Source organism: Zemynaea arenosa (genome assembly GCF_004614185.1).
GTDB classification, from domain to species: Bacteria; Pseudomonadota; Gammaproteobacteria; order Burkholderiales; family Burkholderiaceae_D; genus Telluria; species Telluria arenosa.
On record NZ_SPVF01000273.1, the window covers coordinates 1 to 14,409 of the forward strand.

Consider the following 14,409-nt stretch of genomic DNA (forward strand, 5'->3'; position numbering starts at 1 on the left):
GTACGGTGCCGCCGCTGGCGCCGCTGGCCGGGGTGGCGGTGTCCGACACCCGCAGGCCGAGCCGCGCCGCGCCTTCCGCCGTCAGTGTGGTGGCGAAGGCGCCGGTGTCGAGCGCGAGCACGGCGGGGCGGCCATTGAAGCGGCCGTCGAACAGGGGCAGGGTGGGCAGCGCCGGATCGAAGCGCAGCTGGAGGGTGTGGACGTTGATGCTGACGCACTCGGCATCCGCGTGGCCGCAGGACAGCAGCAGCGCCAGCGCGGCGGTGCCCAGCGCGAACGCGCGGCGTCTCGCGTCAGTACCGGGCGGCGTTGGCATGGCAGCCTGTCCTGCCGCGCCTTGCGCGGGGCAGGGCCGCCGCTGCGCGCTGCTTTGCCGTGCAGAGGAGGGCGGCCATTGCGGCAGTGGGGTCAGCTTGCGCGCTTGCGCACGCACTCGACGTAGGCGGCGCCGTCGGGCGGACGGCCGGAGCGCTGGGAGGCCCAGATCATCTCGCCCAGGCACTCCATGATCTGGTGGTGCGCCTCGTGCGCGCCCAGGCGCCGGGTCAGGTCCTGGGCGGCGGCGCGGATGCCGGGAGGATCGTCGATCGAGACCTGCTCGGCAATCGACAGGTGCATGGACAGGTGCAGGAAGGGATTGGCCTGCCCGCCCTCGACCGAATAATCGCGGGCGATCGCGGCCTCGAGGTCGGCCAGCACCTCGTGGTACTCGGGGTGCTCGCGGATCCAGTCGGCCGCGATGGCCTCCATCGGCTGCAGCACGGCGTTTTCGGTAAACTTGCGGTACGACTCGCAGAAGAAGCGGCGTACGTCATGGGAAGACGGGGTGAACATGCCCTCATTCTAGCGCGCGGGACGACCGCTTGCAGGCGGCGGCAAAGCGTTCGCGCTGCGCCGCCTCCGCGGCCGCATCCTGGTGCGCCGCGGACCACACGCCCAGGTAGGTTTCGGCATCGCAGCCGTGCACGGGGTCCTCGCCGGCGCTGGCACGCGCGCTCAGCCAGGCTCGGCAGCGGCACGGCCGCCAGCGCGGCGGTGAGCACGAGAAAGGGTGTGAGCAGGCGGGACGTCAGCAACATGGGCATTCCTTGGATCGCAGGAATGCCCATTCTGGCAGGAAGTCGCTGAATTGCAATTAAGGCAAGGTTGCTTTGCCGTCCGCAATGATGATGGTGGACACGATGGTCTCGCCGTCTTCGGCGACGACCGGTGGCTTGGCTGCCACGCCCGGCTGGCGCGGCTGGCCTCGCGGGGTCTCGCGGGGCTGGCCGTCGCGCCCCGCCTCGCCGCTGCGCGGGTTGCGCAGGTAGCGTGCGTTGTGGCGGCGCTCGCCATGCGGCGGCTGCAGGAAGCGCGACAGCTCCTGCAGCGCGCGCTGGTAAACGTCGCGCTTGAATTCGATGACCGTGTCCAGCGGCACCCAGTAGTTGTGCCAGCGCCACGCGTCAAACTCGGGATGGTCGGTCAGGCGCAGGTTCACGGCCGTATCCCGCGTGACCATGCGCAGCAGGAACCAGATCTGCTTCTGTCCGCGGTAGTGCCCGCGGATCTCGCGCTTGATGAAATGGTCCGGCACCTCGTAGCGCAGCCAGTCCCGGGTGCGGCCGACGATCTTCACATGCTCGGCCCGCAAGCCGATTTCTTCCTCCAGCTCGCGGTACATCGCCTGCTCCGGCGTCTCGCCGTACTTGATGCCGCCCTGCGGAAACTGCCACGAATGCTCGCGCACCCGTTTGCCCCACCAGACCTCGTTGCGCGAGTTCAGCAGGATAATGCCGACGTTGGGCCGGAACCCTTCACGATCGAGCATAGTGCACCTCGATACTTTCTGTCGGTTACACGCGCCTCTTTCCGTATCTTGTATGGCAAGTCCAGGTGCTGACCGGACCCCTTTCTATAAAGATGGACGCATGAACCGGCTAATCCTTTAAAATTAGGGTTGATTATAACCCTCTCTTTTTCAAAAGAATTCATCTATATGCGTGCCTCCCGGTTTTTTATTTCAACGCTTAAAGAAGCACCGTCCGACGCGGAAATCGTCAGCCACAAGCTGATGATGCGCGCCGGGATGATCAAGCGGCTCGGCTCGGGGATCTACACCTACATGCCAATGGGCCTGCGCGTCATCCGCAAGGTGGAAGCGATCGTCCGGGAGGAAATGAATGCGGCGGGCGCCGTGGAACTGCTGATGCCGCTGGTCCAGCCGGCCGAGCTGTGGCAGGAAACCGGCCGCTGGGACAAGATGGGGCCGGAGCTCCTGCGCCTCAAGGACCGTCATGGCCGCGAGTTCGCATTCCAGCCGACCTCGGAAGAGGTGATCACGGACGTGGTGCGCTCGGAGATCAAGTCCTACCGCGGGCTGCCGATCAACTTCTACCACATCCAGACCAAGTTCCGCGACGAGCGCCGCCCGCGCTTCGGCCTGATGCGCGGCCGCGAATTCACCATGAAGGACGCGTACTCCTTCGACCGCGACGTGGCCGGCATGCAGCAGTCGTACCAGATCATGTACGACGCCTACACCCGCATCTTCAACCGCTTCGGCCTGAAGTTCCGGGCGGTAGCGGCGGACAATGGCGCCATCGGCGGTTCCGGCTCGCACGAGTTCCACGTGATCGCCTCGACCGGCGAGGACGCGCTGGTGTACTGCCCGACCTCGGACTACGCGGCCAATATGGAAGCGGCGGAAGCGCCGTCGCTGCTGGCCTCGCGCGCCGCGCCGTCCCAGCCGCTGGAGAAAGTGTCGACGCCGCAGATGGCCAAGTGCGAGCAGGTCGCCGAGTTCCTCAAGCTGCCGCTGGCGCAGACCGTCAAGTCGATCGCGCTGACGGTCGAGAAGGAGGAGGGCGCCAAGGAATACTGGCTGCTGCTGATCCGCGGCGACCATGAGCTCAACGAGGTGAAGGTCAACAAGGTCGAAGGACTGGGCGCCTTCCGCTTCTCGACCGAGGCCGAGATCCTGGAAGCCTACGGCACCGTGCCGGGCTACCTGGGCCCCGTGAACACCAAGCTGCCGGTCCGCGTGGTGGCCGACCGCACCGTGGCCAACATGGCCGATTTCGTGTGCGGCGCCAACGACAAGGACTACCACTACCTTGGTGCCAACTGGGGCCGCGACTGCGCCGAGCCGCAAGTGGCGGACCTGCGCAATGTGGTGGAAGGCGACGCCTCGCCGGACGGCCAGGGCGTGCTGGCCATCGAGCGCGGCATCGAGGTGGGCCATGTGTTCCAGCTCGGGACCCGCTATTCGCAGGACATGAACTGCGTATACCTGGACGAGAACCAGCATCCGGTCCCCATGCAGATGGGCTGCTACGGCATCGGCATCACCCGCATCCTGGGCGCGGCCATCGAGCAGAACTTCGACGACAAGGGCATCATCTGGCCGACGTCGATCGCACCGTTCGAGATCGTCCTGTGCCCGATGGGCTATGACCGCAGCGAGACCGTGAAGGCCGAGACGGACAAGCTGTACGAGGCCCTGCTGGCGGCCGGCGTGGACGCGATCGTGGACGACCGCGGCCTGCGGCCGGGCGCCATGTTCGCGGACTGGGAGCTGATCGGCGTGCCGCACCGCGTGGTGATCGGCGAGCGTGGACTCAAGGACGGCAACCTGGAATACCAGGGCCGCCGCGACGCGGAAGCGCAGCAGGTGCCGGTGGCCGGCATGGTCTCGTTCATCAAGGATCAGCTGAAGCGGTGATCGCAGGACCGGTCAGGCAGCGGACCATCCAGGGGCTGGCTTGTGCCGCTGTCGCGGCCGGGCTGGCCCTTTCGCATGGTGCGGCGCAGGCCGGCAACCAGAAGGAGGAGCTGCTGGCCGCGTCGGTGCGGCTGGCGCTGTCCAACGCGATCCGCGATGCGCGGCCGCCCACGCCGGTGTTTCGGGATGCCGCTGCGCGGGCGCGCTACGAGCGCTGGCTGGGCGTGATGTCGGACCGCCTGAAGCGCAAACTGCCCGATACCCAGATGCGCATGGAGTTCCTGCAGGTGGCCTGGTACGAATCCACGCGGGCCGGCCTGGATCCGGGGCTGGTGCTGGGGCTCATCCAGGTGGAATCGGCGTACCGCAAGTATGCGGTGTCGCTGGTGGGGGCGCGCGGCTACATGCAGGTGATGCCGTTCTGGACCAACGTGATCGGCGACAGCAACCGGCGCGCGCTGTTCGACATGCAGACCAACTTGCGCTACGGTTGCTCGATCCTGCGCATGTATATCGACATGGAGGCGGGGAACCTGTACCTGGCCCTGGGCCGCTACAACGGCAGCCGTGGCCGGCCGGAGTATCCGATGGCGGTGCTCAAGGCGTGGAAGAACTGGGAGCTTGAATAAGCTTCCTTAGCCCACAAAAACAAAGCCCCGGACTGGCCGGAGCTTGGGAAAATCATGGCGGCGCACCTGCGCCACCAAAAACAAAGCCCCGGCATGCCGGGGCTTCGCTTTTCGAATCGGGCTTGGACAGCCGAAGCTTGCTTCTTATTTCAGGTGATCCGAGATCAGCTTCGTCATCTCGAACATCGACACCTGCGCCTTGCCGCCGAAGACCGGCTTCAGTTTGTCGTCGGCGTTGATCATGCGCTTGTTCGCGGCGTCTTGCAGGTTGTTCTTCTTGATGTAGTCCCAGACCTTCTTGGTCACTTCGGTACGGGGCAGGGGGCTGGAGCCGACGACCGCGGACAGTTTGTCGGACGGGGTCATCGCTTTCATGAATGCTGCATTGGGCTTGCGTGCTGCTGCGGGCTTGGCCGCCGGTTTTGCTGCCGGTTTTGCCGCTGCCTTGGCCGGAGCAGCTTTTTTCGCCGCGGGCTTGGCTGCCGGTTTTGCGGCTGCTTTCTTCGAAGCTGCTGCTGGGGTTTTCTTGGCTGTTGCCATCTTCGAGCCTCCTAAACGAACAGTATGATGGTTTGCGCAATACATCGCACGGGCTATATTCGCGGGGATTTTCCGTAGATGCAAGTCTTTTTTGCACTGTGCGCCTAGGAGAATGAAAAAAAAGCCGCCCAAGGCGGCTTTTCTCTCTCCCCAGAGGGAAAACACCTCTGAAAAGGGAGAGGAATGCGCTTAGCGCAGGCCCGGCATCAGGCCCTTCATCGAGCGCATCATCTTCATCATGCCGCCGCCTTTGAGCTTCTTCATCATCGCGTTCATCTGCTCGTACTGGGCCAGCATGCGGTTCACTTCCTGCACCTGCACACCGGCGCCAGCCGCGATGCGGCGCTTGCGGGTGGCCTTGATGATCTCCGGCTTGGCGCGTTCGGCCGGGGTCATCGAGTCGATGATGCCGACCATGCGGCGCACCGATTTGTCCGCCTGGTCCATGTTGGCGCTGCCCGCGGCCTGCTGGAACTGGGCGGGCAGTTTGTCCACCAGCTTTTGCATGCCGCCCATGTTCTTCATCTGGCCCAGCTGCGCGCGGAAGTCGTTCATGTCGAACTTGCCGCCGACCTTGATCTTGTTGGCCAGGTCCGCCGCGGCCTTCACGTCCACGCCCTTGCGCGCTTCTTCCACCAGCGCCAGGATGTCGCCCATGCCCAGCACCCGGCTGGCCATGCGCTGCGGGTCGAAGGCTTCCAGGCCATCCAGTTTTTCCGAGACCCCGGCGAACTTGATCGGCTTGCCCGTGATGTGGCGGACCGACAGCGCCGCGCCACCGCGCGAGTCGCCATCGAGCTTGGTCAGCACCACGCCGGTCAGCGGCAGGGCCTCGTTGAAGGCCTTGGCGGTGTTGATGGCGTCCTGGCCGACCATCGCGTCGACCACGAACAGGGTCTCGATCGGCTTGACCGCCGCGTGCACCGCCGCGATCTCCTGCATCATCGCTTCGTCGATCGCGAGGCGGCCGGCGGTGTCGATGATCAGCACATCGTGATAATGCTTGCGGGCCCAGTCCAGCGCGGCGAGCGCGATGTCGACCGGCTTCTGGTCCGGCGTGGACGGGAAGAAGTCGGCGCCGACCTGCTTGGTCACGGTCTCCAGCTGGTGGATCGCGGCCGGACGGTACACGTCGCCGGACACGGTCAGCACCTTCTTCTTCTTTTCTTCGCGCAGGTACTTGGCCAGCTTGCCGACGGTGGTGGTCTTGCCCACACCCTGCAGGCCGGCCATCAGGATGATCGCGGGCGGCTGCTGCGCGAACGAGAGCTGGGTGGCCTCGGGGCCGAGGTCCGCGCCCATCAGGGTCGCCAGCTCCTTCTGCACCACGCCGACCAGGGCCTGGCCGGGCGAGAGGGAACCGATCACCTCTTCGCCCATCGCCTTTTCCTTGACCCGGGCGATGAATTCGCGCACTGCGGGCAGGGCGACGTCGGCCTCCAGCAGCGCCATGCGCACTTCGCGCAGCATCTCGGCGGTGTTGGACTCGGTCAGCCGGGCCTCGCCGCGCATGGTCTTGACGACCTTGGCGAGGCGCGTGGTTAAGTTATCTAGCATGATCGACCTGACTAATATGGAAGGCTGAGGATTACAAGGAAGCGGACATTTTACCCGAAGCGGGTTGGCGCACCGGCCGGAGATGAGGCCCGGTAAAAGCAAAGGCCTGCGGCAGGGTTGTGGCGCTGTGGTCTTGATATGCCTCAGCTGTTACGCCGATTTTTGTGTATCAAATGCAACCTTGTTGATGTAGCATCGAGGGCGTGTTGACTCTCCAGCTCGCCACCATGCCGATTCCCGTCCGTTTTGCCTGCGCCGCCGTGCCGCTCCCGCTGCTGCTGGCCGCCGCCGCGTCCCTCGCGGGTACACCCGCACCCTTGGTTCCTCTCGTGCCCACCGCCGCCTTCGTCGCGCACCCCACCGTCTCGCATCCGCGCCTCGCCCCGGACGGCAGGCACGTCGCGGTCATTGCCCGCCTGATGAAGGGGGGGCAACCCGTACCCACCGTGGTGACATACGCGCTCCCCGACCTGAAAATGGTGGGTGCGCTGCGCTTGGACGGTTTCGAAGTGCCGGTCGACTTCTACTGGATCAGTCCCACCCGGCTGGTGGTCGAAAAAGGGTTCGAGGTGGGTACGCTGGAGCAGCCAGTCGCCACGGGCGAACTCGTGGCCGCCAATTTCGATGGCAGCGAGCCGCGCTATCTGTACGGCTACCAGAACATGGAACTGTCCCGGCGCGGGGATTTCTATGGACGCGACTACGGCGGCGCATACACCGTGCACATTCCGCAGGCCCGCAACGGCCATGTGATCGCGGCGGAAGACTTCTGGGACCGCGAGGTCACGCGCCTGATCGACTTCGATACTTTCAAGGCCACCCGCAAAGTGCTGGCCGATGTGCCTTACAAGAATGCCTCCTTCGTGCTGACGCGCGACGGCCAGCCGCGTTTCGCGTCGGTGCGGGATGACCACGCGGAGATCGTGCCGCTGCGCTGGGATGTGGCGTCGGCGACCTGGGTCAAGGGCGCCAGGAATGCCAGCTTCCGCCCCTTCCATGTGGATGAAGCGGCGCACACCGTGTACGGCTACCATGCGCCCGATGGCGGCCCCGCGTCCGTGGCGGTGCAAGCGGAGGCAGGCGGGGCGGTGACGGTGCTGGCCGCGGCGGACCTGGGCAACGTCGGCACCCTGGAGTGGACCAGCCGCCCGGAACACATCTTCGCCACGGCCTTGGACGTGGGGGTTCCAAAGGCGCGCTACCTGGAGACTACCTCCCCGGAGGCCCAGCTGCACCAGACCTTGAGTACGCAGTTCCCGGGCGAGTATGTCCACTTCATCGATTTTTCCGATGACGGCAACGCGCTGCTGTTCTCCGTTCGCAGCGACCGCAATCCCGGCGAATACTATCTGTTCGACCGCAAGGCAGGCCGTGCCGATCTCCTGTTCCAGGAACGGCGCCGTATCGATCCCGCGCAGATGGCGGAGCGGCGCGCAGTGCAGTTCAACGCGCGCGATGGCCTGGTGCTGGCAGGCTTCCTCACCCTGCCTCGCGCACTGCCGGCTGGTGCAAAGCCCCCTCTGGTCCTGCTGCCCCATGGCGGCCCGCATGGCCCGTATGATGACTGGTTCTACGACTCCGACGCCCAGTTCCTCGCCAATCGCGGCTACGCCGTGCTGCAGGTGAACTACCGCGGTTCCGGCAGCCGCGGGCGCCAGTTTACGGAGGCGGGCTACGGCCAGTGGGCGGGCAAGATCCTTGACGACCTGGCCGACGGCGTCCGCTGGGCAGCCCGCGAGGGGCTGGCGGATGGGCAGCGCGTATGCGTGTACGGCGGCAGCTTTGGCGGCTATGCCGCGCTGATGCTGGCGGCGCGCGAGCCGGACCTGTTCAAGTGCGCCATCGGCTACGCCGGCGTGTACGACCTGCCGCTCCTGTTCGAGAACAAGGAGGTGCAGCGCTACAAATCGCTGCGCAGCGCCGTGGCCAAATATGTCGGTACCGATCCGGCCGTGCTGCGCCAGGCGTCACCCGTCACCTATGCGGGCAAGATCCGCGTGCCGGTGCTGCTCGTGCACGGTGAGGCCGACGAGCGCGCGCCGGTGGAACACGTGCATCGCATGCGGGCCGCGTTGCAGGCGGCGGGCAACGTACCGGAGTGGCTGGTGATCGAGAAGGAAGGACACGGCTTCTACAAGGAAGAGAACGCAGCCGCATTCTATGACCGGCTGGACGCCTTCCTGGCGCGGGCGCTCAAGTCCCCGTAGTCCCGGACGGCACGTGAGCGACATGCGGCAGCCTCGGACCGTGGGCCAGCTGCCACGCCAGCACGGCCATCACCTGCGCGGCTTGCACCAGGTCGGCCGCGCTCACGTGGTCGATGGTGTCGGCCTGCGTGTGCTGGGTGTGGGTCGGGTAGTCGCGCGGGTCCTGCATCGGCGCGAAGGCCGGGATGCCGAGCTTGAAGAAGGTCTCGTGGTCGGATCCCTTGCTCACGGCATAGGTCACGTCCAGCGGGCCGAGGGACTGGGCGGGAGCGAGGGCGGACGTCAGGGCGACGAACCATGCCTCCACCTTCATGTCCGGGAATCCCATGATGCGGCCCGCACCAGCATCCTGCACCAGCACGGCCTGCACGTCGTCCAGCTCCGCGCGGTGCGCAGCCGCGTAGGCTTTGCTGCCCAGCAGGCCCTGCTCCTCGCCGGAGAACAGCACCACGCGCACGGTGCGCTGCGGCTTGAGTCCCACTGCGTGCAGCGCGCGCATGGCTTCCAGCACGGCCACCACGCCGCTGCCGTTGTCGGTGGCACCGGGACCGAGGTCCCAGGAATCGAGGTGGGCGCCGAGGATCACCATGCCGGCGGTGGGGTCCGTTCCCGGCAGGTCCGCCACCACGTTGTGGGCCTGCACGGGCGCGGGGCCGAAGCCGCCGTCCATGGCCAGTTCGACCTTGGGCACCTGGCCGCGCGCGATCAGGCGCTGGAGCACGGCCGCGTGTTCCCTTGTGATGATGGCTTCGTTGCGATGCACGCGCGCCGTGGGTCCGCCCCACATGTCGCGCAAGCCCGCCGCCTTGGCGGCGACGAGCAGCAGGGCCGCGGGCTGCGCGTCCAGCCACGCGCGGTCGAGGGCAGCGCGAAAGCGTGGCAGGTCGTTCTGTTCCTCGGGCCCGGGGCGCGGTGCCGCCAGCACCAGCACGATTTTGCCGCGCAGGGACGGCAGCGCGGCCTGCATCTGGTCCAGCGTCTTGGCGTCCAGCACCGCGACCTCGCCCCGCACCGGGCCACGGGTGCCTTCCGTCCACGCCTTCTGCACCACATCGAGCGGCATGCCGCTGGCGTTGAGCAGGCGCGCGCTGGCGCGGCCGCGGTGCCACGGGCGGCCCAGGTCATAAGCTTCCAGATGGACGTTGGTGGCGCCGTACCCGGCAAGCTTGCGCATGGCCCAGTCCTGGGCACGGTGCAAGCCCGCGCTGCCGGTGAGACGGGGGCCGATGTCGTCGCACAGCTCTTCCAGCAGCGGCATGACGGCGGCATGGGCCTTGATCTCCGCCGCCAGCTGGGCGGCAGGGGAGGGCGCGGATTGGGCCGCCGCGCTTTGCACGTTGAGGGCAAGCGCCAGGGCCAGGGCCAAGGACAGCGCGGGTCGCATCATGGAGCCTCTCCCTTAGCGCGGCGGCATGGGCGGCAGGGCCTTCACGAACGCGGGCAGGGTGCCGGCGTTGCGCTGGGCGAGCGCTTCGTCCATCTGCGGGGAACGGTTCTCCGGGCGCTGCGCGGCCAGCACTTCGTAGGCGCGCAACAGGCCCTCGACACCGGCCAGCGTCTTGGCTTCCATGTCGGCCTCGTTCTTCTGCGGGTCGTGGATCTGGTGCTGCACCTGCCAGGCGGCCGTGCTCACGGTGTGCTGGAAACGCACCACGCGTTTCAGGTCGCCCTTGGCCGCGCCGCCGATGACGGCCCAGTAGGCGCCCTTGTCCGGACCGAAGTTGTAGTCGGGGACGTCCTCGGCCCACTTCTCGAGCCAGCGGCCATCGGCGGAGGTCATGGTGCCCAGCGGGTCCTTGTCCGCGGCGGCGGCGATCTGCACGACGCGCGCGATCTCCTCCGCTGTGGCGGGGCCGCGCGCCGCGCCGGCGCTGGTCGTCATGACGACGGCCAGCAGGGCCGCGGCGCCGAAGGTGTGAAGCGTACGAAGAATGCGGTGGATGCTCATGTGGGACTCCTGTCGTTGAAAGAACTGCGGCAGAGGGTTGCAAGGAGCGTGCCCGCGCTGCAAAGGCGGCCCGTCAGAGCGAGGGGGCTGCGTGGGCGGCGGCAGGGCGTGTACGGAGACGGACAATCTGCCCGCGGAACCGGACAATCCCCCGCGCACCGCAGGTGCTGTAAGCTTCAAGTCAGGAATGTCTGGATTATGCGGGTGGGTACCTGAATATCCAGCCACCATAACAACGCTACCGGAGACAGATGATGAAAAGCCCGCTCAAAGCCCTCGCCCTGGCCGCCACTTTGCTGGCCGTCGGCGCATCCAGCGCCCAGGCCCAGGACGTAGTCCGCCTCGGCAACCTGAAGTTCGCCCACTACGGCGCCGTTTCGTACATCAAGGAGATCGCGCCCAAGTGCGGCATCAAGGTGGAAGAGCGGATCTTCCCGAAAGGGCTGGACGTGATGCAGGCCATCATCGCCGGGGAACTCGATGTCGGCACCACCGCGTCCGAGGCCGCCATCTCGGGCCGCGCGGGCGGCGCGCCGATCTACGTGGTGGCTGGTTTCGCCAAGGGCGGCGCGCGCCTGGTGGCGGGCAAGGACTCGGGCATCAAGTCGGTCAAGGACCTCAAGGGCAAGAAGGTGGGCGTCACGCGCGGCGGCATCCAGGAAGTGCTGCTGATGGCCGAACTGCAGAAGGCAGGTCTGAAGGCTTCCGACATCGCCGTCACCTACCTGGCCTACGCGGACCTCAACTCGGCCCTGCTGGGCAAGAACATCGACGCCATGATGAACTCCGAGCCGCAGTCCTCGCAGGCCATCAACAAGGGCTTCGGCGTGGAGATGCTCAAGCCCTACGACACCCCGATCGGCGAGCCGGTCCGGACCATGGTCATGACCGAGAAGTTCTACAACGAGAAACGCCCGCTGGCCGAGAAGTTCATGAAGTGCTTCGTGCAGGCCACCAAGACCTTCATCGACGACAAGGCCACCGCCGAGAAGTATGTGCGCGAGGTGGTGTTCAAGGGCCAGATCACGCACGACGATTTCGAGGACGCGATCGAGAATTCGCCGTACAGCTATGACATCACGCCGCAGCACATCCAGATCACCACCGACACCATGGTGGCGACCGGCGTGGGCAAGATGGCCAAGCCGCCGGTGGCCAAGGACTGGGTCAAGACCGACCTGCTGGACGCGGCCAAGAAAAGCCTGGGCGTGAAATAAGGATCACCCATGAGCGAGCAAACAGGCGGGTCGCGCTGGCGCGCAGCCGGCATCGGGATGGTGGTCCCGGCGCTGGTGATCGCACTCTGGCAGTTCGTGGCGATGAGGGGCTGGGTTTCGCCCCAGGCCCTGCCTTCGCCACTGGCGGTGCTGGAAAAGTGGTGGGCCTACCTGCTGCCGCTCCAGCCCTTCGATGGCCAGGGCAGCTATATCAAGTGGATGTTCTCGGGGGAGCTGATCGAGGACACCATCGGCTCCATGTACCGCGTGCTGGCCGGCTTCGTGGTGGGCGGCGGGCTGGCGCTGCCGCTTGGCCTGCTCATGGGCGCGAACCCGCGGGTGTATGCGTGGTTCAATCCCCTGGTGCAGCTGGTGCGGCCGATTCCGCCGATTGCCTACATTCCGCTGTCGATGCTGTGGTTCGGGCTGGGGAACCCGCCCGCCATCTTCCTGATCGCGCTGGGGGCGTTCTTTCCGGTGCTGATGAACACCATCGCGGGCGTGCGCCATGTGGACGGCATCTACCTGCGCGCGGCGCGCAACCTGGGTGCGGGCGGGTACACCATGTTCGTGCGCGTGATCCTGCCCGCGTCCGTGCCTTATATCTTGTCCGGCGTGCGGATCGGGATCGGCACCGCCTTCATCGTGGTGATCGTGGCCGAGATGATCGCGGTGAACAATGGGCTGGGCTACCGCATCTCCGAGGCGCGCGAGTACTTCTGGTCGGACAAGATCATTGCGGGCATGATCAGCATCGGTTTGATCGGCCTGGCGATCGACGTGGGCATGAACAAGCTGAATAACTATCTGCTGCGCTGGCACCGCGGATTGGAGAATTGACCCATGAACGCTGCAAAGACTGACTCGCAGATCGTCGTCGCAGGTGTGAGCAAGGTGTTCGCCACTGGTGGACGCGAGGTAGTGGCGCTCAAGGATATCGAGCTGACCGTGCCGGCCGGGCAGTTCGTCTGCCTGCTGGGGCCTTCCGGCTGCGGCAAGTCCACCCTGCTCAACGCCATCGCGGGGTTCTCGCCGCCGACCTCCGGCACCATCCTCGCGGGCGGCCAGCCGGTGGTGGAGCCGGGGCCGGACCGCGGCATGGTGTTCCAGGAGTACGCGCTGTTCCCGTGGATGACGGTGGCCGACAACATCGCCTTCGGCCTGGAGATCAAGCGCATGCCGAAGGCGCAGATCGCGGAGCGGGTGGATGCGCTGCTCAGGACCCTGTCGCTGTCCGACTTCCGCAACCGCTACCCCAAGGACCTGTCGGGCGGCATGCGCCAGCGGGTCGCGATCGCCCGGGTGCTGGCGCTGGATTCCCCCATCATGCTGATGGACGAGCCGTTCGGCGCTTTGGATGCGCTCACCCGCCGCAACCTGCAGGACGAGCTGCTGCGCATCTGGTCGGAGCTCAAGAAAACGATTATCTTCGTCACCCACTCGATCGAGGAAGCGATTTATCTCGCCGACCGCATCGTGGTGATGACCTACCGGCCCGGCACCATCAAGCGCGACCTGCTGGTCGATTTGCCGCGCCAGCGCGACCCGGCCGCCCCCGAGTTCAATGCCCTCAAGCGCGAACTGGGCCTGCTCGTGATGGAAGAGCAGCAGCGCCATGCGGCCGACGAGCTGAAACTGGCCGCCGTCGACTGAACCCTGCGGCAGGCCGGAGCGGCGCGATAGTGTAAACTGGTGCGATGCAGACCTATTTCCTTCTCGCGGCGGCGCTGCTGTACGGGGCGTGCGCCGTGCTGGCGCCCGCGCAGCGGGTCCTGATTTCATCCATCACGGCGGTGGCCTGGCTGATCCACGCGGCCGCGCTGTACCTGGACGTGGGCGGCGACGGCAGCCTGCGCGTCGGTTTCGCGATGATGCTGTCGGCTGCGCTGTGGGTCTCGGTCGGCGCCTACTGGCTGGAAAACCGCAACTTTGCGCTCGACGGCCTGCGCCGGCTGGTGATGCCCTGCGCCTGTCTGGCCGCGCTGCTGCCGGTCGTGTTCCCCGGTTCCGTGATGTCCCTGAGTGGCCGCAGCCCGGCCTTCGGCTGGCATATCGCCGTCTCGATCCTCGCCTACAGCACTCTCACCATTGCCGCCTTCCACGCGGTGCTGATGGCGCTGCAGGAGTCGCGCCTGCACGCGCGCGCGCCGGCGCCGGCCTGGCTGTCCGCCACGCTGGACCAGCTGCCCGCGCTGCTGACCATGGAAAAGCTCCTGTTCCGCATGATCGCCTTCGGCTTCGTGCTGCTCAGCCTCACCGTGCTGTCCGGCGTGGTGTTCTCGGAAGAGCTGTTCGGCGCCGCCATCCGCTGGGACCACAAGACCGTGTTCGCGGTGCTGTCCTGGCTCCTGTTCGCGGCCCTGCTGGCCGGGCGCCGCTTCAAGGGCTGGCGCGGGAAGACGGCGCTGCGCTTCACCCTGGCCGGCTTTGCGACGCTGGTGCTGGCCTACGTGGGCAGCCGCTTCGTCATGGAAGTCATTCTTCACCGGAGTATCGCCTGATGACCCGCCTGCTGTTCTGGCTCGCGCTTGCCTTCCTGGTGGTGGCCGCCATCCGCGCCAAGCTGCGCTCGATGTCCCAGCCGCCGCAACCCGCCCCGGGCCCGCGC

Annotated in this window: 15 protein-coding genes; 7 read left to right on the forward strand and 8 right to left on the reverse strand. The window is 66.5% G+C overall.

The window, feature by feature from the left end; all coding sequences use genetic code 11:
* The 4 genes from E4L96_RS22800 to E4L96_RS22810 all read right to left on the reverse strand — a co-directional run.
* Positions 1–316, reverse strand: a 316-nt coding sequence (locus tag E4L96_RS22800) for an aspartyl protease family protein (protein ID WP_181017638.1), incomplete at its 3' end; no start/stop codon positions are given.
* 92 nt (positions 317–408) lie between these two features.
* A complete protein-coding gene (locus E4L96_RS22805; protein WP_135209517.1) occupies positions 409–834 on the reverse strand; it encodes a DUF1841 family protein in 426 nt (141 codons plus the stop codon).
* Positions 835–838: 4 nt separating this feature from the next.
* Positions 839–967, reverse strand: coding sequence for a hypothetical protein (locus tag E4L96_RS24630; protein ID WP_267874347.1), 129 nt, complete (start codon positions 965–967; stop codon positions 839–841).
* Between the two features lie 168 nt (positions 968–1,135).
* The gene (locus E4L96_RS22810; protein ID WP_229414723.1) at positions 1,136–1,810 is read right to left on the reverse strand and encodes an RNA pyrophosphohydrolase; all 675 of its coding nucleotides are present in this window, start codon (positions 1,808–1,810) and stop codon (positions 1,136–1,138) included.
* Positions 1,811–1,978: 168 nt separating this feature from the next.
* Between E4L96_RS22810 and E4L96_RS22815 the strand changes: the two genes are divergently transcribed.
* Both E4L96_RS22815 and E4L96_RS22820 read left to right on the forward strand, forming a co-directional pair.
* Positions 1,979–3,703, forward strand: coding sequence for a proline--tRNA ligase (locus tag E4L96_RS22815; protein ID WP_135209518.1), 1,725 nt, complete (start codon positions 1,979–1,981; stop codon positions 3,701–3,703).
* Complete coding sequence (locus E4L96_RS22820) at positions 3,700–4,332, forward strand: lytic transglycosylase domain-containing protein (RefSeq protein ID WP_370660762.1); 633 nt, start codon at positions 3,700–3,702, stop codon at positions 4,330–4,332. Before E4L96_RS22815 ends, E4L96_RS22820 begins: the two co-directional genes overlap by 4 nt.
* Before the next feature lie 144 nt (positions 4,333–4,476).
* On the opposite strand, the gene E4L96_RS22825 is transcribed toward E4L96_RS22820, so the two are convergent.
* Together E4L96_RS22825 and ffh are read right to left on the reverse strand one after the other, a co-directional pair.
* Entirely contained in the window at positions 4,477–4,872 is a 396-nt protein-coding gene (locus E4L96_RS22825) for an SWIB/MDM2 domain-containing protein (RefSeq protein ID WP_135209519.1), read from the reverse strand.
* Between the two features lie 189 nt (positions 4,873–5,061).
* A complete protein-coding gene (gene ffh, locus E4L96_RS22830) occupies positions 5,062–6,429 on the reverse strand; it encodes a signal recognition particle protein (RefSeq protein WP_135209520.1) in 1,368 nt (455 codons plus the stop codon).
* Positions 6,430–6,635: 206 nt separating this feature from the next.
* On the opposite strand from ffh, the gene E4L96_RS22835 reads away from it, so the two are divergent.
* On the forward strand, positions 6,636–8,636 hold the full coding sequence (locus tag E4L96_RS22835) for an alpha/beta hydrolase family protein (protein ID WP_135209521.1): 2,001 nt from the start codon (positions 6,636–6,638) through the stop codon (positions 8,634–8,636).
* On the opposite strand, the gene E4L96_RS22840 is transcribed toward E4L96_RS22835, so the two are convergent.
* Entirely contained in the window at positions 8,623–10,023 is a 1,401-nt protein-coding gene (locus E4L96_RS22840) for a M20/M25/M40 family metallo-hydrolase (protein ID WP_135209522.1), read from the reverse strand. The genes E4L96_RS22835 and E4L96_RS22840 overlap by 14 nt on opposite strands.
* Before the next feature lie 12 nt (positions 10,024–10,035).
* Positions 10,036–10,584, reverse strand: coding sequence for a hypothetical protein (locus tag E4L96_RS22845; protein WP_135209523.1), 549 nt, complete (start codon positions 10,582–10,584; stop codon positions 10,036–10,038).
* Positions 10,585–10,838: 254 nt separating this feature from the next.
* On the opposite strand from E4L96_RS22845, the gene E4L96_RS22850 reads away from it, so the two are divergent.
* From E4L96_RS22850 to E4L96_RS22865, 4 genes are read left to right on the forward strand one after another with little or no spacing between them, the layout of a single operon-like run.
* A complete protein-coding gene (locus E4L96_RS22850) occupies positions 10,839–11,801 on the forward strand; it encodes an ABC transporter substrate-binding protein (RefSeq protein WP_135209524.1) in 963 nt (320 codons plus the stop codon).
* A 9-nt stretch (positions 11,802–11,810) separates the two neighbouring features.
* Complete coding sequence (locus E4L96_RS22855; protein WP_135209525.1) at positions 11,811–12,641, forward strand: ABC transporter permease; 831 nt, start codon at positions 11,811–11,813, stop codon at positions 12,639–12,641.
* 3 nt (positions 12,642–12,644) lie between these two features.
* Positions 12,645–13,454 (forward strand): ABC transporter ATP-binding protein, encoded by an 810-nt coding sequence (locus tag E4L96_RS22860; protein WP_135209526.1) that lies wholly within the window; start codon positions 12,645–12,647, stop codon positions 13,452–13,454.
* A gap of 44 nt (positions 13,455–13,498) precedes the next feature.
* Entirely contained in the window at positions 13,499–14,302 is an 804-nt protein-coding gene (locus tag E4L96_RS22865; protein ID WP_135209527.1) for a cytochrome C assembly family protein, read from the forward strand.
* Positions 14,303–14,409 lie beyond the last annotated feature (107 nt).